Genomic DNA, 20,089 nt, shown 5'->3' on the forward strand with positions numbered 1-20,089 from the left:
CAGATGACACCCGAGCAGCAGCCGATCCGCGACCAGATCCGCGAGCGAGGCGCCGCAGACGCGAGCGATCCGCTCACTGATGACCGCGCGCGCTGGGCGAGCGAGGCCGTGCGCACCATCGCCGACGCGATGGAGCTGGCGATCCAGGGCAAGCGCCGCGTGATCGAGCTGGTGATCGCCACGGCGATGGCGGGCGGCCACGTACTGCTCGAGGACGTGCCCGGAACCGGCAAGACCGCCCTGGCCCGCGCGCTCGCCAAGACCATGCACGGCACCTCGTCGCGCATCCAGTTCACTCCCGACCTGCTGCCGGGAGACGTCACCGGCATCACCGTCTACGACCAGAAGCAGGGCGTATTCGAGTTCCACGCGGGGCCGATCTTCGCGAACGTGGTGCTTGCCGACGAGATCAACCGGGCGAGCCCGAAGACGCAGTCGGCGCTGCTCGAGGTGATGGAGGAGCACCAGGTCACGGTCGACGGGCAGACCCATCGCGTGCACGAGCCCTTCCTCGTGATCGCGACCCAGAACCCCGTCGAGCAGGCGGGCACCTATCGGCTGCCCGAGGCCCAGCTCGACCGCTTCATGATCAAGACCTCGATCGGCTACCCCGACGACGCGGCCATGATGCGCATCCTGCAGCAGATCGCGCGCACCCCCGAGGTGCCCGCCGTGATGGGCACGGGCACGCTCTCCCAGCTGCAGCGGTTCGCGCGCGCCGTATCGGTGAGTCCGCTCATCGCCTCCTACGTCTCCCAGCTCGTCGAGGCGAGCCGCCGCGCGAGCGAGGTGCGCCTCGGCGCCAGCGTGCGAGGCGCGCTTTCGCTCGTACGCATGGCCTCGGCGTGGGCGCTCGTGGCCGGCCGTTCCTTCGTCACCCCCGACGACGTGCGCGAGCTCGCCATCCCGGTGCTCGCGCACCGTCTCGTGCTCGAGCCCGAGGCCGAGTTCGACGGCGTCACGGCAGAGGCCGTGATCGGGCAGATCCTCATCGACACCCCGGTGCCGCGGGAGAACGGCACGGCGTGAGCGAGCACACCCGCAGCCGCCTGTTCCGCACCGCGACGCGCGGTACGCGGAGCACGCGCGGCACCCGCACGTCGACTCGCCTCGGCGAGACGCGCACCTCGACGCGCGCGCTGGATCCCGCCCGGCGACGGCGCCTCGTCGCGCGCAGGTGGTGGCGGCGAACGCGGCGCGGCGTCTCCCTCGCATGGCGGGGCGCCGCGCAGGCCGTCACTCCGCTCGGCTGGTTCGTGCTCGCGATAACGGTGACCGGCGCGGTGCTCGGCAGCGCGCTCTCGTGGGTGGAGGCCTGGTTCGCGGCCGTCGCGGGCGGCGTGCTGCTGCTCGTCGCGCTCCCTTTCCTCATCGGCAGCCGGGCCTATCGCGTGCGCATCGTGCTCGACCGTCGCAGCGTGACCGTCGGCGGCAGGGTGCAGGTGCGGGTGATCGTGGAGAACGGGGGATCGCGGCCGGCGCTGCCCGCGGTCGCGGAACTGCCCGTGGGGCCCGCGCTGCGCGAGCTCGCGGTGCCCTTCATCGGCCCGGGCGCGGAGATCGAGTTGCCGGTGCAGGTGCCCGCGGTGCGCCGCGGCGTGATCGCGGTCGGGCCGCTCACCGTCGCGCGCAGGGATCCGGTGGGTCTGCTGCGCCGGGAGGTGACCTGGCCCGAGCGGCACCTCGTGCACGTGCACCCGGCTCTCGCGCCGCTGCCCCAGAACTCCGCGGGCCTCGTGCGCGATCTGGAGGGCGCGTCGACCCGCCGCCTCACCGACTCCGACCTCTCGTTCTACGCCGTGCGCGAGTACGCCCCCGGCGACGCCATGCGGCACGTGCACTGGAAGTCGACCGCCAAGACGGGCACGCTGATGGTGCGGCAGTACGAGGAATCGCAGACCGCGCGCGTCGCGGTGCTCTTCGATGCGATCCGCGGGGAGTACCGGAGCGACGACGAGTTCGAACTCGCGGTGAGCGTCGCCGCGTCCATCTCGGTGCAGGCCGTGCGCGAGGGGCGCGAGCGCTTCGTCGCCTCCGCCTGGGCGCCCGGTCGGATGCGCCCCAGCGTCGACGGGCTCGAGGAGCTGCCGTCCCGCGACCCGCAGCAGCTGCTCGACGCCTGGGCCGAGCTCGAGGCGGTCGCCGAGGGCGCGCCGTTCGAGGTGCTTGCTCGGGGGCTCGCGCAGTCGCGCCGCCCGCTGTCGATCGTCGCGCTGGTCGTGGGATCCGCGGCCGATCTGACGCGGATCCGCAGAGCCGCGATCGTGTTCGCCCCCGATGTGCACGTGCTGGCGGTGCGCTGCGAGCTGCACGCCGAGCCGCGCGCGCAGCGCATCGATCCCCTCACCGTGCTCACCGTAGGAGCGCTCGCCGACCTGCCGCAGCTGATGCTCAGGAGCTCGCTGTGAAGCCCGCGGCGGCCCGCTCGCTCCCGGGCGGTGCGGTGCGCTCGCTCCTCGGGACGGCGGCCGCGGCGGGGGCTCTCGTTCTCGGCGTGTGGGCGGCGTGGCCGATCTACCGCACGTCGTGGCTCTGGGTCGTCGCGGTCGCGGCACTGGTTCTCGGTACCGGCATCGCGTGGGTGCGCGAGCGGTTCCGCCTGAGCCCCGTGGCGGTCGCCGCGCTCGCGCTCGTCGTCTTCGCGCTCACGGTCGTGCCGGTCGCGGTGCCCGAGGCGATGCCTCCCCGGGGCGCGCTCGGTCCGCTGCGCGGTCTGCTCGACGGCCTCGCCGCGGTCGCCCTCGGGTGGAAGCAGCTGCTCACCCTGACGCTGCCCGTCGGCGTCTACCGCACGGTGCTCGTGCCGGCCTACGTCGTGTTCCTGCTCTCGGCGCTGCTCGTGGGAATCCTCGCGCGGCGGGCCTCGCGCATTGCGAGCTTCGCGGCCGCCCCGCTGCTCGCGCCCGTCGCCTTCGGCACGGTGTTCGGGGCCTCGCAGGTGAGCGCGCCTCTGCATCTCGGCGTGCTCGAGATCGCGGCTCCCCGCGAGATCGGCCTGTGGCTGGGTGCCGCCGCGCTGGCGGCGGTGTGGGTCGGGCTCGTCTCGGGGGAGGATCGGCGTGCCGCGCTCAGGCTCGGCCGCGCCGCGGACGGGTCCTCCCGCGGCGGGGGCAGGGGCGCGCGGGCGCTCGTGGGCGCCGGCATCGTGGTCGTGGCACTCGTCGCCGGCGGCGCGTTCGCCCCGGTGCTCGACACCGGCGCGCGCGCGGTGCCCCGCGACCGCGTCGACCCCGAGATCGTCGTACGCGAGCGCCCCAGCCCCCTGGCCGCCTACCGCGGTTTCAAGCGCGACGACGCGCTCGACGCGCCGCTCTTCACGGTCGAGTCGAGCGGAGCGCTGCCGGAGCGCCTGCGGCTCGCCGTGCTCGACACCTATGACGGGGTCGACTTCCACGTCGGCGACGATGCGGCCGCACGGTTCACCCGCTTCCCGAGCGGCGGTGCGATCTCCGACCCCGAGCGCGTCACCGTGCGGATCGGATCGGGGTACTCCGACATCTGGGCGCCGACCGCGCCGCTCGGCAGCCCGCCCGTGTTCTCGGGCGACCGCTCCGCCGAGCTCGCCGACGCGTTCTACGTGAACCGCGAGACGGGCGCCGCGGTGGCGGTGCCGGGCGGCGCGGGCAGTGCCGCCGGTGCGGCGGGCGCCGCCGACCCTGCAGTAGGCTCTGCTGCGGGATCCGCCTCCGGCTCCGCGGCCGGGCGCACCGCGGGGCTCGCAGAGGGCGACGTCTACTCGGCCCAGATGCAGACCGCCGCCGATCCCGGTATCGACAGCCTCGGAGATCCCGGCGCCCCGCTCTTCGACACCGAGGCCGCCCCCGAGCTCGGCGCGTGGATCGAGCGTCAGCAGCAGCCCGACAGCGCGGCCGGGCTCATCGAACTCATCGACCGGCTGCGGCAGCGCGGCTACCTCAGCCACTCCATGAGCGACGCCGACGGCGAGCGCCTCTGGCTCGAACGGCTCGGCGAGCGCTACGGCACGCAGTTCGAATCGAGCCCCGGAGGGCACTCCCTGGCGCGCATCGAGGCGCTCTTCGAGCAGCTCAACGCTCAGCAGATCGCCGCGGGCGACGGGGCACGACCCGAGCAGCTCGTCGCCGGCGTCGGCGATGACGAGCAGTTCGCGGCGGCCGCGGTGCTCATCGCCAGGGCGCTCGGCTACGAAGCCCGCGCGGTCGTCGGGGTGCGGCTGAGCGAGGGCGACGGGGATCGGGGCGAGGCCGGGGTGGACGGCGTTCCGTCCTGCACCCGCGAGTGCACGGGGGAGCATCTCGCGGCCTGGATCGAGGCCCGCGGGGATCACGGGGAGTGGGTGCCCATCGATGTCACACCGCAGGTCGAGCAGCGCCCCGAGCGCCTGGAGCAGGGCGAGCGGCTGCCCGAGTTCCCGACCGAACCCGAGGAGCGCGACGCCCGCGAGGTCGATCCCCCGGTGGGTCTCGGCGAGCAGGGCGAGAGCGGCGACTCCGAGACGCCGGCACCCGCTGCATCCGGTCTGTGGCCCGTGCTGCGCGCGGTCGGCCTGTCGCTCGCCGCTCTCGCCCTGCTCGCCGCACCCCTGCTCTTCCTCCCCCTCGCGAAGCGGCTCCGCGCTCGCCGCAGGCGCGCCGAGCCGGTGCCCGAGCTGCGGGCCATCGGTGCCTGGGAAGAGATGCTGGATCGGGCGGTCGACTTCGGTGCGGCTGTGCCGGCCGGTGCGACGCGCAGCGAGATCGCGGAGGCGCTGGACACGGCGCCCGCGCGCTGGGCCGCCGCCCAGGTGGACCGCGCGGTCTTCTCGCCGCACGGCATCGACGCGGGCACGGCCGACCAGCTGTGGCGAGCCGCCGAGGCGGATCGGGCCGAGCGCGCGGCCGGCACGGGAATGATGACCAGACTTCGCGCGGCGTATTCGCTGCGCTCGTACGGAATCGGAGCGGGGCGGCGCAGGACGCCGCCCGGGGGAGGCTTGAGCGGATGAACGAGACGGTGACCCGGGGAACCGCGGGGATTCCGGTGATCGCAGCGGCCGCGCGCACGGACGTCGGCCTGCGGCGAAGCATCAACGAGGATCTGGCGCTCGCGCAGCAGCCCGTGTTCGTGGTGGCCGACGGCATGGGCGGGCACGCCGCGGGCGACCTCGCGAGTGCGGCGGCGATCGCCGCGTTCGCGGAGCTCGCCGCGCTCGGCAGCAGCCGGCCGCTCGAGGTCGCCGACGTCGATGCGGCGCTCGACAGAGCCAGGGCCGCCGTCGACGTGATCTCGCGCGGAGACGAGCGGGGCGCCGGCTGCACCCTCACCGGCGTCGTGCTCGTGGAGCATCGGGGCGCACCGCACTGGTACGTGATCAACGTGGGCGACTCGCGCGTCTACCAGCATCGCGGCGCGAGCCTCTCGCAGATCACGTCGGACCACTCGCTCTACGCCGAGCTCGCCGCGGCCGGATACGAGGACGCCGAGCTCGCGCCCCGCAACGTGATCACGCGGGCGCTCGGATCCGACGACTCCCGCCACGACGGCTGGCTGCTGCCGCTGCGCACGGGGCTGCGGCTGCTGATCTGCTCGGACGGGTTGACCTCGGAGGTCGACGACGAGGAGCTGCGCGCGGTGCTCACCGTGGGAGGGCGCCCCGAGTCGGTGGCCGACGAGCTGGTGCGGCGCGCCTGCGAGGCCGGCGGTCGCGACAACGTGACCGTGATCGTGGTCGACACGCTCTCGGACGGGTCGGGGTTCGGCGTCGGCTCGGGCGGGGGCGGATCCGGCCCTGAGACCGACGACGACCCCGCGGACGATGACGAGGTGGACGAGACCACCCTCGATGTGACGAGGCCGGCATCGTGAATCCCGAAGGGCGGGGTGAACCCGAGGATCCGCACGACGAGACCGTCGTGGTGTCGAGACGAGCCTCCGCAGCCCGGCACGGCGACGGCGCGCCGTCGGTCGATGCGCCCGGTGGCGCCCCGCTCAGCGACGAGACCGTGATCGCCGAGCGGCGCCCCTCCGCGCGGAAGCGCTCGGTGCGCGGAGCGTCGGAGCCCGCGGCCGATCCCGAACCGTGGCGTGCCGTGCCCGCCCCCGTCTACGGCCCGCGCAGCGCGACGCAGCGGGGCGATGCGCCCGGGCCCGACGCGGTGCATCGGCGGATCGGCCCGGCCCCGAGCGCAACCGCGCAACCCGTGGTCGAGAGACCGCCGCTGCCGTCCCTGGCCAAGCGGGCGAGGCGATCCCGCACCATCACGATCATCGCCTACGCCGCGACCACGGCCCTGTCGGTCGTCGGTCTCTGGCTCGTGGCGGCGCTCGCTTTCGGATGAAGCGCACGAATCGGACGGTGCGAGAGAGGCAGATGAGCGCGGATAGCGTACGCGGCGAACCTTTGCGTCGCAGCACAGCCGCGGATATCGTTATGCAGTGTTGATGCCGCAATACTTGCGTCTGGAAAGCAGGAGCACATGCCCTCGACCCATCTGAGCCTCGACGTCCTCCCGATCATCGGCATGACGTACACGCCTGCTCCGTTCTTCGGGCCCGCGGTGATGCTCGCGATGCTCGTCGGGCTGTTCTTCGCCATCGCCTTCTACATCTGGTACCTGTGGTCGCTCTCGGTGCTGTTCCCGCGCATCGGACTGCCCTCGACGCACGGTTGGATCCCGGTGTGGAACCAGTGGCAGCTCGTGCAGCGCGGCGGTCTGCCCGGCTGGCTCGTGCTGTTCGGTCTCATCCCGGGCCTCTCGCTGGTGGCCTACATCGTGTCGGTGATCGCGATCCACCGGCTCAACGCCGAGCACGGCAAGGGCGGCGGGTACACCGTGCTGGGGGCCTTGCTGCCGCCCGTGTGGGCGATGGTGCTGACCAGCGCGATCGACGCCGAGCGCCCAGGCGCGGGATACGACCCCGCCGCGTACCCCGCCCAGGGCGGGTACGCCGCACCGGGCGAGTACGCGGCGCCCGCCCCGATGTACGCGCCCCCGCAGCCTGTCGCGCCGCAGCCGGGATACCAGCCTGGGGCGGAGCAGGCCGGGCCGCAGGCGATACCGGAGGCCGGTTCTCAGGCGTTCCCGGAGCCGGTGCAGCCTTGGCAGCAGCCCGGTGAGCCGCAGCGGTTCGCGCCGGCGCCCGATGTCCCGCAGGCGGGCGCGCCGAGCGTCGGTGAGCCGCAGCCCCCGCAGCCCGGCGACGAGTGGGGGTTCAGCCGCACCACCGCCGGCCACTACGAGCGTCTCGCCCAGGAGGACTTCCAGCGGCGCCAGCCGCCGCTGCTCGGCGCCGAGGAGCCGGCGAGGCCGTTCGCCTGGCCGAGCATCGAGGAGTCGAACCCGCGGCCGGTGCCCGCGGCTCCGCCGGCGGCCGATACGCCGCCCGCGTCGTCCGCTCCGCCCGCGCCCGCCGCTCCGCAGCAGGCACCGCCCGTGGTGCTGCCGCCGGTTGTCGCTCCCGAACCGCCGGCCGCCGGGCAGGAGTTCGACTCGCAGGAGTCCTTCTCGACCGTGCGCCCCTCCATCTTCGACTCGAACCCCGAGCAGAGCACCGATCCCGCGCCTCGGGCGGCCGCCGCGCACCGGGCCGAGGAGGAGCCCGCAGAGGATGCGCTCGGCGAGACGGTGGACGCGCCCGCAGCCTCGGCCGGAACGGTATTCACCGAGTCGGCGACCGACGCCGCGAACGAAGAAGACCTCGACCGCACGGTCGTGGTGCCCCGCCGGTCGCGCTGGGGTCTCGAACTCCCCGACGGCGAGGTGCTCGAACTCCGCGGCGACGACATCGTGGTGGGGCGTAAACCCCAGCCCAGGAACGGCAGCGCGGTGCTGCAGATCGTCGACCCCACGCGCACGCTCTCGAAGTCGCACGCCCGACTGCGCCGCGTCGACGAGACCTGGACCATCGAGGATCTCGATTCGACCAACGGCGTCGCCCTCGTCGACGAACACGGCGATCAGATCCCGCTCGAGGTGAACCGCGAGGCTCCCGTGACCGAGCGTCTGGTGATCGGCACGCTCGAGGTCACGCTGCGCCGCCTCGGCTGATCCGCGAGGCACCTCTTGCGCCGCCCCGTTCCTCCGCCGCACCGCGTACGGTTGGCGGAGCCCGCCGACCGTACGCGGTGCCCGCTGACCGCCGGCGCTACCGGCCGACGACGACCATCGCGCCGGTGTGGGTGAACTCCTGCTCGATCTCCTCGTTCCGCTTGTACGTGGCGAGGCTGACGACGACGGCCACCAGCATGCCGACGATGAAGCTCGGGAGCAGCTCGTAGAGGCCCGTGCCGAGAGCCTTCCAGATGAAGACGGTCGCCGCGCCGGACACCATGCCGGCGAGGGCGCCCCAGTTGGTGAGCTTGCGCCAGTAGAGGCTCAGCAGCACGATCGGGCCGAACGCGGCTCCGAAGCCCGCCCAGGCGAAGCTGACGAGGCCCAGCACGGTGTCGTTCGGCACGAGGGCGAGGATCGCGGCGACGATGGCGACCGCGAGCACGCAGAGGCGCCCGAGCAGGACGAGCGACTTCTGCGAGGGAGGCGTCTTCCGCACCACCTTGTAGAGATCCTCGACGAGCGCGGAGGAGCAGACGATGAGCTGGCTCGAGAACGTGCTCATGATCGCCGCGAGCACGGCCGCGAGCACGAGGCCGGCGACCAGGGGGTGCAGCAGCGTCTGGGACATCATGAGCAGCACGGTCTCGGGGTCGCTCAGGTCGATGTCGTTCTTCGCGACGTAGGCGACGCCGATGAGGCCGGCGAGCACGGCTCCGGCGAGCGAGACGATCTGCCAGGTGATGCCGATGCGGCGACCCGACTTGGCGTCGGAGGGCGAGCGCAGCGCCATGAAGCGCACGATGATGTGGGGCTGGCCGAAGTAGCCGAGGCCCCACGCGAGACCCGAGACGATGCTGAGGATGGTGACGCTCGTGAGCCCGTCACCTCCGAAGAGGTTGAAGTGGTCGGGGTGCAGCGACGAGATGAGTGCGGTGGCCTCGCCGACGCCTCCCACGGCGACGACGGCGAAGACGGGCACGATGACCACGGCGATGACCAGCATCAGGCCCTGCACCACGTCGGTGAACGAGGCGCCGAGGAATCCGCCGAACAGGGTGTACGCGAGCGTGACGACGGAGACGAGCCCCATGCCGAGCAGATAGCTCGAACCGAACGAGCTCTCGAAGAACTTGCCGCCGGCCACCATGCCCGACGAGATGTAGAGGGTGAAGAACACCAGGATGATGACGCTCGAGGCCACGCGGAGAATGCGGGTCTTGTCGCGCAACCGGTTCTCGAAGAAGCTCGGGATCGTGATCGAGTTGTTCGAGACCTGGGTGTAGGCGCGCAGCCTCGGCGCGACTAGCCGCCAGTTCAGGTAGGCGCCGATGGTGAGCCCGATGGCGATCCATCCCTCGATGAGGCCCGCCGCATAGATCGCGCCGGGCAGACCCATGATGAGCCAACCCGACATGTCGGAGGCGCCCGCGCTCAGCGCCGCGACCCATGCCGGGAGGTTGCGGCCGCCGAGCATGTAGTCCTCATGATCGGTGGTCTTGCGCGCAGCGAAGACTCCGATCGCGATCATCGCGGCGAAGTATATGCCGAGAGCGATGTAGAGATAGATCTGGTCGGACATCGTCGTCCCTTTCTCGAGTGTGGTTGGGGGAGGTGCCGAGGGGGATCAGACGATGCCCTCCGACAGCCTGTTCGGCGTGCCGAAGCGGTGCGCCGTGATGGACACGGCCTGCTCGTGCAGGTAGGGCAGCATCTCGACGCGACCGGCTGAGACGACCCTACCGCCGTAGACGGCGATGTCGGGTTTACCCGCCGCGGCACGATACACCTCGGCGGTCTCGCTCTCGCGGGAGTCGCCGGCGACGATCCGGATCCGTGCGCCGGCGTGCGGCCCGTCCTGGGCGGCGAGGTCGCGCACGCGATCCCGCCACGCCTCCTGGTCCTCGAAGCGGACTTCGACGCGAGAGGCGACGAGCGCCGCGATCACGGGCTGCGGCAGCGCGACCGGGGTGCTCACGAGGAGGGCGGATCCGGCCGCGACTCCCGCAGCGATCGCGCGCACCGTGCGGTGCAGCGGCGCGTCGGCCGCGACGCGGATCGCCACCGGCACGGGCCGGTAGCGCAGCAGGTTGCGCTCGACACCCAGCCGGGAGGCGTCGCGCGCGATCCCGAACTCCTCGTCCCACGCGGCCGCGTCGGAGCCGAGCGCGGCGCGCAGCCACTCCAGATCCTCGCCCGCGACGCCCGCCTGCTGCGCCGCCGTCAGCAGCGGTGCGACCGCGGCGCGCGGGGCCCTCAGCTCGCCCGCGACGGGGGCGTCGATCCAATCGCCCAGGCCGTGCAGATAGTTCGGCCCGCCGGCCTTCGTGCCGGCGCCGATGGCCGACTTCTTCCAGCCGCCGAACGACTGCCGGCGCACGATCGCGCCCGTGATGCCGCGGTTGACGTAGAGGTTGCCCGCCTCGATGCGGTCGAGCCACAGCGCGAGCTCGTCGCGGTCGAGCGAGTGCAGGCCGCTCGTGAGGCCGTAGTCGATCTCGTTCACCATGTCGATCGCCTCGTCGAGGGTCTTCGCCGTCATGATGCCGAGGATCGGGCCGAAGTACTCGGTGAGGTGGTACTCGGATCCGCGCTGCACGCCGTCGCGCACGCCCGGGCTCCACAGCTTGTTGCCGCCCTGCTTGTCGAGGGCCAGCGAGCTGTCGCTCTCGAGCGGTTCGGGCTTCACGAGCCAGCGCTCGCCCGGGCCGAGGGTGGTGAGCCCGCGCAGCAGCTTGCCTTCGGGCGCCGTGATGATCGTGCCCATCTGCGTCTCGAGGCGGTCGGGGGTGCCGACCTTGAGCGAGCGCACCGCGTCGAGCAGCTGGCCGCGGAACCGCTTCGACGTCGCGACGGAGCCGACGAGGATCACGAGCGATGCGGCCGAGCACTTCTGGCCGGCGTGGCCGAAGGCCGACTGCGCCACGTCCCGCGCGGCGAGGTCGAGGTCGGCGGTGGGGGTGACGATGATCGCGTTCTTGCCGCTCGTCTCGGCGAGGATGGGCAGGTCGCGGCGCAACTCGCGGAAGCTGACGGCGGTCTCGTAGGCACCGGTGAGGATCAGCCGGTCGATCCGCGGATCGGCGACGAGCTTCGAGCCGAGCCCGCGATCCGCGAACTGCACGAACTGCAGCACCTCGCGGGGCACCCCGGCCTCCCACAGCGCCTCGACCATCACCGCGCCCGAGCGGGCCGAGTTCGAGGCCGGCTTGATGATGACGGAGGATCCGGCGGCGAGCGCCGACAGCACGCCGCCCGCGGGGATCGCGACGGGGAAGTTCCACGGCGGGATCACGGCGATGAGCTTCTGCGGCCGGTAGCTCGCGCCGTCGACCTGCTCGAGCTGCTGGCCGAGCATCGCGTAGTAGTTCGCGAAGTCGATGGCCTCGCTGACCTCGGGGTCGCCCTGGTCGAGGGTCTTGCCGCACTCCGAGCCCATGACCTCGAGCAGTTCCGCCCGGCGAGCTTCGAGGCGCTCGCCGGCGCGGTAGAGGATGCGGGCCCGCTCGTCGGCCCCCAGCGCCTGCCAGGCGTCGGCGGCCGAGACGCCGCGGGAGATCACCGCGTCGAGCGTCGCCTCGTCGCCGATCCGCGACTCCTCGACCAGCGCGAGGCCCAGCCGGGAGCCGACCATGCGATCGGCGATGCCGCGTCCCCAGGCCCGGTTGCCCGGCAGATCGGGATCGGTGTCGGGCGTGTTCTCGAACTCGCCGCGTCGGCCGGCCTCGACGCGCGCTTCGATCCGCGCCTCCGCGCCCGCCTCGTCGTAGCGGCGGCGATCCTGCACTCGATTCGGGGTGGGCACCGCGTAGCTCTGCACGGAGCCGTCGCCCGTGATCCGTTCGAGGTCGTCGAGCGACGCGAGAAAGCGCTGCTTCTCCCGCTCGAACAGTGACGGGTCGTCGTTCAGCTCGAACACCGCCGACATGAAGTTCTCGTGGCTCGCTCCCTCCTCGAGACGGCGGATGAGGTAGGCGATCGCGACGTCGAACTCCTGCGGGTGCACGACCGGCGTGTAGAGCAGCAGCGAGCCGACCTCGCGCTTCACCGCCTCGGCCTGCCCGGTCGCCATGCCGAGCAGCATCTCGAACTCGACGCCGGCCTGCGCGCCCCGCGCCTTCGCGAGCAACCACGCGAGTGCGACGTCGAAGAGGTTGTGGCCGGCCACGCCGATCCGCACGTTCTGCACACGCTCGGGGGTGAGCGCGTAGTCGAGCACCGCCTTGTAGCTCGTGTCGCTCTGCTGCTTGCTGCCCCAGGTCGCCGCGGGCCAGCCGTGGATAGCGGCGTCGACGTGCTCCATCGGCAGGTTCGCGCCCTTCACGATGCGCACCTTGATCGGGGCGCCGCCGGATGCGACTCGGGCGGCGGCCCAGTGCTGCAGATCCATCATCGCGCTCAGCGCATCGGGCAGGTACGCCTGCAGCACGATGCCGGCCTCGAGCTCTGCGAACTGGGGTCGCTCGAGGATGCGCTTGAAGACCGCGATGGTGAGGTCGAGGTCCTTGTACTCCTCCATGTCGAGGTTGATGAACTTCTTCGGGCTCGCGGCGTTCGCCCGCTCGAACAGCGGCACCAGCTGCTGTTCGATGTGCGCGACGGCCTCGTCGAAGGCCCAGTGGTTGTGGGGCGCGACCGTCGACGACACCTTGATCGAGACGTAGTCGACGTCGTCCCTCGCGAGCAGCCGGTGGGTGCCGGCGAGGCGGCGCTCGGCCTCGTGCTCGCCCAGGATCGCCTCGCCGAGCAGGTTGATGTTGAGCCGCACCCCGTCGCGCTTGATCTTCGCGATCGCGGGGCCGAGCTTCGCGTCGCTCGCGTCGATGATGAGGTGGCTCACCATCTGCCGCAGCACCCTGCGCGCGATCGGCACGACGACACCGGGCAGCGGCTTCGCGAAGGCCCCGCCGAGGCCGATGGCGCCGCGCATGGGAGGCGGCAGGAACTTCGGGGTGAGCGGTGTGAGCTCGTTCAGCTTCTTGGCCGCGGCGCCGAGGTCCTCGGGGCGCACGACGCCGTCGACGAAGCCCACCGTGAAGTCGAGGCCGTTCGGGTCGCGCAGCACTCCGGCGAGGCGGGCGGCCGACGCGTCGACGGGGAACTCCGAGGCCTCGCGGAGCCAGCGCTGCACGAGCGCGACGGCGTCGTCGGCGAGATCCTGGGGGCGGGCGGCGGTGCCTGCGGCGTTGTCTGCTGGGCGGGTGCTCACTGCTGACCTTTCTCGGGGCGCGGTTCTTCGCGCGATGGGTTGTTCCGCCAGTGTGGATCCCGCCGAGCGTGAAGTAAAGCGATACTTTTTACCGAATATCATGAAGGTGAACTGATGAGTTGGATGAGTGGGTGGGGACTCGTCGGCCCCAGGGAGGAGATCCGCGCCTGAGCGGGAGTTCTCGCGGAATACACCCGCTCAGGCGCGGATCTCCTCCCTGAAGGCCGGCGGTGAAACGCAGGATTCCGGTTCAGGACGCAGGATCCCGGTTCAGGACGCAGGATTCCGGTTCAGGACGCAGGATTCCGGTTCAGGACGCAGGATCCAGGATCCCCGAACTACAGGAAGGAGCCCCCGTGCTCGAGATGAAGCGCCTCCGGCTGCTGTGGGAGCTGCACGCGCGGGGCACGGTCGCCGCGGTCGCCGAGGCCCTCAACTACAGCCCCTCTGCGGTCTCCCAGCAGCTCGCGATCCTCGAACGGGAGGCGGGCGTGCGACTGCTGCGGCGCACCGGCCGCACGCTCGAACTCACGCCGGCCGGCGAGGTGCTCGTCACCGAGACCGAGGAGCTGCTCGCGGGCCTCGAGCGCGCGGAAGCCGCGCTGCACCGGGTGCGCGAGGAGGTGATCGGATCGATCCGGGTCGCCGCCTTCCAGACCGCGATGCTCTCGATCCTCCCCGGCGCGCTGCGCCGACTGCGCGAGCGCTACCCGGGCCTGCGGGTCGAGGTCGTGCAGTACGAGCCGGGGGCCGCGCTGCAGGAGACCTGGATCCGCAGCTTCGACCTCGTCGTCGCCGAGCAGTACCCCGGCCACGCGGCCGAGCACTTCCGGGGGCTCGACAGGGAGCCCCTCACCAGTGACCCGATCCGCCTCGCCGTGCCGCCGAAAGGCGCGGGGGATCCCCGCTTCGACACCGCGGAGCGCATCGAGGATCTCGCCGAGCTCCCCTGGGTCATGGAACCGCAGGGGGCCGCGACCCGGCACTGGGCCGAGCAGGCCTGCCGATCCGCGGGATTCGAGCCCGACGTGCGCTACGAGACCGCCGACCTGCAGGCGCACATCGGATTCATCGAATCGGGCAACGCCGTCGCGCTGCTCCCCGGTCTGGTGCATGTCGGTGCGGCTCCGCGCATGCGGTTCATCGAGCTGCCCGACCGCCCGCACCGCACGGTGTTCACCGCGGTGCGCGCGTCGCAGGGCAGGCACCCCGCGCTCGCCGCCGTGCGGGAGGCGCTCGCCGTCGAGGCGGCGGCCCTGCCGTTCGAGTGAGGACGGCTCCGAGGCGACGTTGTGAAGCTCCTGGGACTGCCAGGCTATTCGGATCCGCGGGCGTAAGGTAGTGCTGTCGGATCCCGACGCCCACCGAGGAAGGAAGCTGCATGAAGATCGTCAGCTACAACCTGCGCAAGAACCGGGCCGTCACCGAGATCGGTGCCCTGGCGGAGGACCACGAGGTGGACGTGCTCTGCCTGCAGGAGGCTGAGGCGGTCGCGCTCCCCGCGCATCTCGGTCACATGTCGCTCGTCCACGCGACCGAGCGCAACAGGCTCGGCCTCGCGATGTATGTGCGCCAGGAGCGGTTCGTCGCCCGCTCGGCGCACACCTTCCAACTCAAGAAGTCGCTGCACGATCGTCTGCTCGCGCCCGCCCACGAGCGCCTGCTCGGGGCACGGCTGCACGACACCGAGACGAGTCGCGATTTTGTGGTCGCCTCGTTCCACGCCGCGCCGCTCACCGCGCTGAACTCGCTGCGCCGGCACCAGATCCACGCCGCGCTCGGCGAGCTGCGAGCGCTCGGCCCCGGCCTGCCGGCGCTCATGGTGGGCGACTACAACTATCCCGTGTTCAAGGGGCGCCTCGACACCGAGATGCGCGACCACGGCTACGAGCTGAGCCTGAGCGACAAGCGCACCTACACGCGCTACAAGATGTTCCGCGGGCACTTCGACTTCGCGACCTCGTCGGGCATCGACATCTCGAGCGTGCGCACGCTCAACCGGGGCCTCTCCGACCACCTCCCCATCATCGTGTCGGCGGCGCTGCGCGAGGACTCGCTGGTGCCCGTACCCGCGTAAGGGCCGGGCGCGGCGTCGGGGCGGATCCATTGACTTCCCCCTCGGGCGCCGTTATGGTGGCGGCAAGCGGGCCTCCGCGACCGGTGAATCGTTCGGCGGAGAGATCGATTACTCCTGCTCAGCACCTGGATTCCGAGGGGGACCTGTTGCCCAGTTACTCGTATCGATGCTCGGAGGGGTGCCGCTTCGACGCGCTCTATCCGATGGCCGAGGTTCCGCAGGAGACCGACTGCCGCGTGTGCGGCGCCCGGGCACGGCGCTCCGTGACGGCCCCGCACCTCTCCCGGACCGGCAGCTCGGCGTTCCAGCTCATGGACCGGTCGGCGAGGAGCGCCTCCGAGCCCGAGGTGGTGAGCAGCCTGCCCTCCTCGGGTGCTCCCCGGCAGCGCACGACGAGCAACCCCCTGCACGCGAAGCTGCCGCGCCCCTGACGGCCCCCGGTCATCCGATCCCTCGCCCCTGAGTTCCGCCCGACCCGAGTCTTCACATCCGAACACCCGGCGGCAGCGCAGCCGTCACCACAGAAACGGAGACAGAACAATGCCAGAGCACATCTTCAAGCTCGATTCGAGCAAGCGCTTCGTCGATCAGGAGAAACTCGGTCACAACCGGTGGCACCCCGAGATACCGCCGGTCGCCACGGTCAAGCCGGGCGACAGCTTCCGCGTCGACTGCCGCGAGTGGTTCGACGGGGCGATCAAGAACGACGACTCGGCCCAGGACATCCTCGAGGCGCCGCTCCTGACGGTGCACACCCTGAGCGGCCCGTTCCGCGTCGAGGGCGCGAAGCCGGGCGATCTGCTCATCGTCGACATCCTCGACGTCGGCCCGATCCCCCAGGAGGAGGGACCGCTCGCGGGTCAGGGCTGGGGTTACACCGGCATCTTCTCGCGCAACAACGGCGGCGGCTTCCTCACCGAGCAGTTCCCCGATGCGTACAAGGCCGTCTGGGACTTCGCCGGGCAGACCGCGACCTCGCGGCACATCCCCGGCGTCTCGTTCACTGGCATCATCCACCCGGGCCTCATGGGCACCGCCCCCTCGGCCGAGCTGCTCGGCAAGTGGAACGCCCGAGAGGCGGCGCTCATCGCGACCGACCCGGAGCGCGTGCCGCCGCTGGCGCTGCCGCCCGAGGCCGAGCACGCGATCCTCGGCGGCCTCGATCGCGGGGAATGGGCGCGGGTGGGCTCCGAGGCCGCCCGCACCGCGCCCCCGCGCGAGAACGGCGGCAACCAGGACATCAAGAACTTCACCAAGGGCTCGAGGGTGTTCTACCCGGTGTTCGTCGACGGCGCGAATCTCTCGGTGGGCGACCTGCACTTCTCGCAGGGCGACGGCGAGATCACCTTCTGCGGAGCCATCGAGATGGGCGGCTTCATCGATCTGCGCGTCGACATCATTCCCGGCGGCATGGAGACCTACGGGGTGCACGAGAACGCGATCTTCATGCCCGGTAACGTCGAGCCGAACTACAGCCACTGGCTCGCGTTCTCGGGCACGTCGGTGACTCTCGACGGCGAACAGCGGTACCTCGACTCGCACCTCTCGTATCAGCGGGCCTGCCTGCACGCCATCGACTACCTCACCAAGTTCGGCTACAGCCCGGAGCAGGCCTACCTGCTGCTCGGGGCAGCGCCGATCGAGGGGCGGCTCTCGGGCGTCGTCGACATTCCGAACTCGTGCTCGACGGTGTACCTGCCGGTCGAGATCTTCGATTTCGAGGTGCGGCCCTCGGCCGGGGGTCCCACGCAGATCGATCCGGGGATCGGAGCCCCGGTCGCGGCGAACCGCTAGTGCGGCGGGCGGGCCGGGGCGTCTGGCCCGGGCCCGCCCCCGGAAACCGGCGAGGGCGGGGCGTCTAGGCCGCCCCCGGAAACCGGCTGGCCGGGCCCGCCTCCCGCATATCCCGGCCTACCGGCGCGCGAGGTAGGCCGGGATATCCGCGACCGAGTCGAGCAGCTCCGTGAAGGGCTGACCGTCGAAGGCCTCGCGATCCAGCTTGCCCGTCAGCACCCCGATCGTCGCCGCAGCGCCCGCGTTCGCCCCCGCCTGCACGTCGACGGCGGTGTCGCCCGCGACGAGCACCTCGGAGACGGCGAGGGTGCCGGTGCGCTCCATCGCCCGGTGGATCATGTACGGGGCCGGGCGACCGGCTGCCACCTCATCGCCGCAGACCACCGCGTCGACGTGCAGCGATGCTGCGCTCTCCGGTCCGTTCTCGGCCGCCCCGCCGTCAGCGGAGTCGCCGCCCACGACCCATCCGAGGCGGTCGAGGATGCCGTGCGCCACGTCCTGCGAGAACCCCGTGGTGAGCGCGACGCGCACCCCCGAGGCGCGCAGGGCGGCGATCGCCTCGGGGACGCCGTCGATCGGCGTCGGAGGGTGCGCGGTGTAGAGCTCGTCGAGGAGCGCGCGGAACCGGTCGAACGCGACATCCACCCTGTCCGCGGGCTGCGCGGGATCGCCGCCGCCGAGTTCGATGAGGGCGGTGATGGCGGCGCGCTTCTCCGCGCCCATCCAGGTCTGCAGGTCCGCGGGGGAGACGGGGACGCCCGTCTCCTCGACCGCGATTCGCAGTGCGTCGTAGACGGCGCCGCCGTCGTCGATGGTGGTGCCGGCCATGTCGAAGACGGCGAGGGTGATCATGCGGTGCTCCTTGGGTGCGAGATGAAGTGGGGGCCGGAAAGGTGAGAGGCAGGGAGAGAGACGCGGATCAGGCCGAGCGCTCGAAGAGGTCGACGCTCGAGCCGCCGGCCTGGCGCGCGAACGGTGTGCGGTGCTCGGCGCTGTTCTCCACCACGAAGGTGGCCATCGACGGTAGGTAGCGGTCGTCGGCGGTCTCGATGACGGTGCCGAACTCGTTGTAGGCGAGGCGGCGCACGCGCAGCAGCGGTTCGCCCGGCCCCACCCGCAGCTGCTCGACCTCGAGCGGGTGGGCGCCGACGGCGTCGATCACGTGACGGGCGCGCACGGGGATCACCCCGGCTCGGCTCAGCGTCTGGTAGATGCTGCCGCCGTCGAGGTCGGCGGTGATGAGGTGCCTGCCGATCTCGTAGGGGAAGAGGGATCGCTCGAGCATGGCCGGTTTCTCGTCGAGCAGCCTCAGCCTGATGATCTCGACGACGGGGGTCTCGGGCTCGATCTGCAACTCGCGGGCGATGTCTTCGGTCGCGGGCCGGCGGCTCGCCTCGATGACGCGCTGCCCGGGGGTGAGGCCGAGCTCGCGCGCCCACTCGGTGAACGACATGAAGGTGTCGAACGACTGCGCCGGAGCCGTGCGCTGCACTCGGGGCGGGGCCCCGCGTCGGCCGCTGATCATGCCCTCGGCCCGCAGCGCCGCGAGCGCCTGGCGCACGGGGCCCCGGGAGGTGCCGAATTCGGCGACGAGGGATTTCTCGCTGGGCACGCGGTCGCCCGGCTGCCAGACGCCGGTGCGGATGCGGTGCACCATCTCGGCGTACAGCTGAGCGTGGAGCGGTGAGCTGTCGGTCATGCGGCAAGCCTATAAGTTGTCTGTACTAGTCGGAATGCCTCTCGGTAGCCGTCGAGTGAACGAATCATGACGATGTTTCGGCCGGTCGTGACCGAGCGTGAACGCTCGGAGAACTTCGCTCTGAAAAGTTGTCATGATTACTTTCAGGCCTCACCATCGAAGACATGACCCTCTCGAAACATGCTTCGCACGTCGTGATCGTCGGCGCCGGCATCGTCGGCCTCGGTCACGCGGTCGCTGCGCTCGACGCCGGCTACCGCGTGACGGTCGTCGAGCAGGACGCCGCGGCAGTGCTCGCCAGCGTGCGCAACTTCGGCCATGTCAGCACCTCCGCGCAATCCGGTGAGCTGCACGACCTCGCGCTCGAGGCGAACTCGATCTGGCTCTCGCTCGTCGAGCGCGCGGGGGTCGAGGCCCGTCGATCCGGCACGCTCGTCGTCGCGCGTTCGGCGGCCGAGGAGGCGGTGCTGCAGGAGCTCGCGGCGGATCGCGCGTCCGAGGACGCGAGGCTCGTCACCGGCGCGGAGGCGGGGGAGCTGCTGCGGATCCCGGATCCGGATCACCTGCGCTCCGCAGCCCTGTTCCCCGCCGACCTCACCGCCGATCCCCGCACCGCCGTCGCTCGCATCGCGGCGTGGGTGGACGACCACGAGCGCGGCGAGGTGCGGTTCTCGACCAGCGTCCGCGAGGTGCGGGAGGGCGCGGTGGAGACGAACCGCGGCCGGATCGCGGCCGACCACGTGGTGGTCGCGGCCGGCCACCTCGTCGGCCGGCTCTTCCCGGCGCTCGCCGACGAGCGCGAGGTGCGCGAGTGCGCACTCCAGATGCTGCGCGTGCGACCGCCGCGGGAGATGGGGATCGGCCCCGCGGTGCTCACCGGCACCTCCATGCTGCGGTACGGCGCCTTCGCCGGCGCGGCGGTCGAGGCGCTGCGCGACGAGCTGCGCGCCTCCCGCCCCGAGCTGCTCGAGATCGACGCCAACGTGATGTTCACCCAGCAGGCCGACGGCACCCTGCTCGTCGGCGACTCGCACGCCGCGCATCGGACCGCCCCGCCGTTCCTCGACGAGCGCTGGTCGAGACTGCTGCTCGACGAGGTGGCGGCGGTGCTCGGCGCCCCGCGTCTGGAGGTGCTCGAGCGCTGGCAGGGCGTCTACGCGACGAGCACCAGGCAGGACATCCTGCGCGCCTACCCGGCGCCCGGTGTCTCGGTCGTCACCGTGACCACCGGCGTCGGTATGACCGTGGGGCTCGCGCTCGGCGCCCGCACCGTCGCCGCTCTCTAGACCTGTTCCGACCAG

General features: G+C 71.7%; 15 protein-coding genes. 11 read left to right on the forward strand and 4 right to left on the reverse strand.

The genetic code is table 11. From position 1 onward, the window contains the following. The first annotated feature begins 3 nt into the window (after positions 1–3). The 6 genes from KVY00_RS10970 to KVY00_RS10995 all read left to right on the forward strand — a co-directional run bounded on the left by KVY00_RS10970 (position 4) and on the right by KVY00_RS10995 (position 8,006). A complete protein-coding gene (locus KVY00_RS10970) occupies positions 4–1,029 on the forward strand; it encodes an AAA family ATPase (RefSeq protein WP_255572609.1) in 1,026 nt (341 codons plus the stop codon). Beyond that, positions 1,026–2,408, forward strand: a complete 1,383-nt coding sequence (locus KVY00_RS10975) for a DUF58 domain-containing protein (protein WP_223042990.1) — start codon at positions 1,026–1,028, stop codon at positions 2,406–2,408. Before KVY00_RS10970 ends, KVY00_RS10975 begins: the two co-directional genes overlap by 4 nt. Then, entirely contained in the window at positions 2,405–4,963 is a 2,559-nt protein-coding gene (locus KVY00_RS10980) for a DUF3488 domain-containing protein (protein ID WP_223042991.1), read from the forward strand. Before KVY00_RS10975 ends, KVY00_RS10980 begins: the two co-directional genes overlap by 4 nt. Next, the gene (locus KVY00_RS10985; RefSeq protein ID WP_223042992.1) at positions 4,960–5,823 is read left to right on the forward strand and encodes a PP2C family protein-serine/threonine phosphatase; all 864 of its coding nucleotides are present in this window, start codon (positions 4,960–4,962) and stop codon (positions 5,821–5,823) included. The genes KVY00_RS10980 and KVY00_RS10985 overlap by 4 nt, the downstream gene beginning before the upstream one ends. Beyond that, positions 5,820–6,296: a hypothetical protein gene (locus KVY00_RS10990; protein ID WP_223042993.1), complete on the forward strand. Its 477-nt coding sequence runs from the start codon at positions 5,820–5,822 to the stop codon at positions 6,294–6,296. Before KVY00_RS10985 ends, KVY00_RS10990 begins: the two co-directional genes overlap by 4 nt. Before the next feature lie 138 nt (positions 6,297–6,434). Beyond that, the gene (locus KVY00_RS10995; RefSeq protein ID WP_223042994.1) at positions 6,435–8,006 is read left to right on the forward strand and encodes a DUF5684 domain-containing protein; all 1,572 of its coding nucleotides are present in this window, start codon (positions 6,435–6,437) and stop codon (positions 8,004–8,006) included. 97 nt (positions 8,007–8,103) lie between these two features. Here the strand turns inward: KVY00_RS10995 and putP are convergent, their stop codons facing one another. Together putP and KVY00_RS11005 are read right to left on the reverse strand one after the other, a co-directional pair. Beyond that, a complete protein-coding gene (gene putP, locus KVY00_RS11000) occupies positions 8,104–9,591 on the reverse strand; it encodes a sodium/proline symporter PutP (protein ID WP_223042995.1) in 1,488 nt (495 codons plus the stop codon). Positions 9,592–9,636: 45 nt separating this feature from the next. After that, entirely contained in the window at positions 9,637–13,320 is a 3,684-nt protein-coding gene (locus KVY00_RS11005) for a proline dehydrogenase family protein (RefSeq protein WP_394358245.1), read from the reverse strand. Between the two features lie 254 nt (positions 13,321–13,574). Between KVY00_RS11005 and KVY00_RS11010 the strand changes: the two genes are divergently transcribed. From KVY00_RS11010 to fmdA, 4 genes are all read left to right on the forward strand, one after another. After that, complete coding sequence (locus KVY00_RS11010; protein WP_223042997.1) at positions 13,575–14,489, forward strand: LysR family transcriptional regulator; 915 nt, start codon at positions 13,575–13,577, stop codon at positions 14,487–14,489. A gap of 110 nt (positions 14,490–14,599) precedes the next feature. Further along, entirely contained in the window at positions 14,600–15,295 is a 696-nt protein-coding gene (locus KVY00_RS11015) for an endonuclease/exonuclease/phosphatase family protein (protein ID WP_223042998.1), read from the forward strand. 146 nt (positions 15,296–15,441) lie between these two features. After that, the gene (locus tag KVY00_RS11020; RefSeq protein ID WP_223042999.1) at positions 15,442–15,726 is read left to right on the forward strand and encodes an FmdB family zinc ribbon protein; all 285 of its coding nucleotides are present in this window, start codon (positions 15,442–15,444) and stop codon (positions 15,724–15,726) included. Between the two features lie 109 nt (positions 15,727–15,835). Further along, on the forward strand, positions 15,836–17,089 hold the full coding sequence (fmdA, locus tag KVY00_RS11025; RefSeq protein WP_223043000.1) for a formamidase: 1,254 nt from the start codon (positions 15,836–15,838) through the stop codon (positions 17,087–17,089). A gap of 117 nt (positions 17,090–17,206) precedes the next feature. On the opposite strand, the gene KVY00_RS11030 is transcribed toward fmdA, so the two are convergent. Continuing rightward, on the reverse strand, positions 17,207–17,941 hold the full coding sequence (locus KVY00_RS11030) for a phosphonatase-like hydrolase (protein WP_223043001.1): 735 nt from the start codon (positions 17,939–17,941) through the stop codon (positions 17,207–17,209). A gap of 67 nt (positions 17,942–18,008) precedes the next feature. After that, positions 18,009–18,788 (reverse strand): GntR family transcriptional regulator, encoded by a 780-nt coding sequence (locus tag KVY00_RS11035; protein ID WP_223043002.1) that lies wholly within the window; start codon positions 18,786–18,788, stop codon positions 18,009–18,011. A gap of 164 nt (positions 18,789–18,952) precedes the next feature. Between KVY00_RS11035 and KVY00_RS11040 the strand changes: the two genes are divergently transcribed. Further along, positions 18,953–20,074, forward strand: coding sequence for a TIGR03364 family FAD-dependent oxidoreductase (locus KVY00_RS11040; RefSeq protein WP_223043003.1), 1,122 nt, complete (start codon positions 18,953–18,955; stop codon positions 20,072–20,074). Positions 20,075–20,089: the final 15 nt, after the last annotated feature.

It is taken from the genome of Leucobacter tenebrionis, assembly GCF_019884725.1.
GTDB lineage: Bacteria > Actinomycetota > Actinomycetes > Actinomycetales > Microbacteriaceae > Leucobacter > Leucobacter tenebrionis.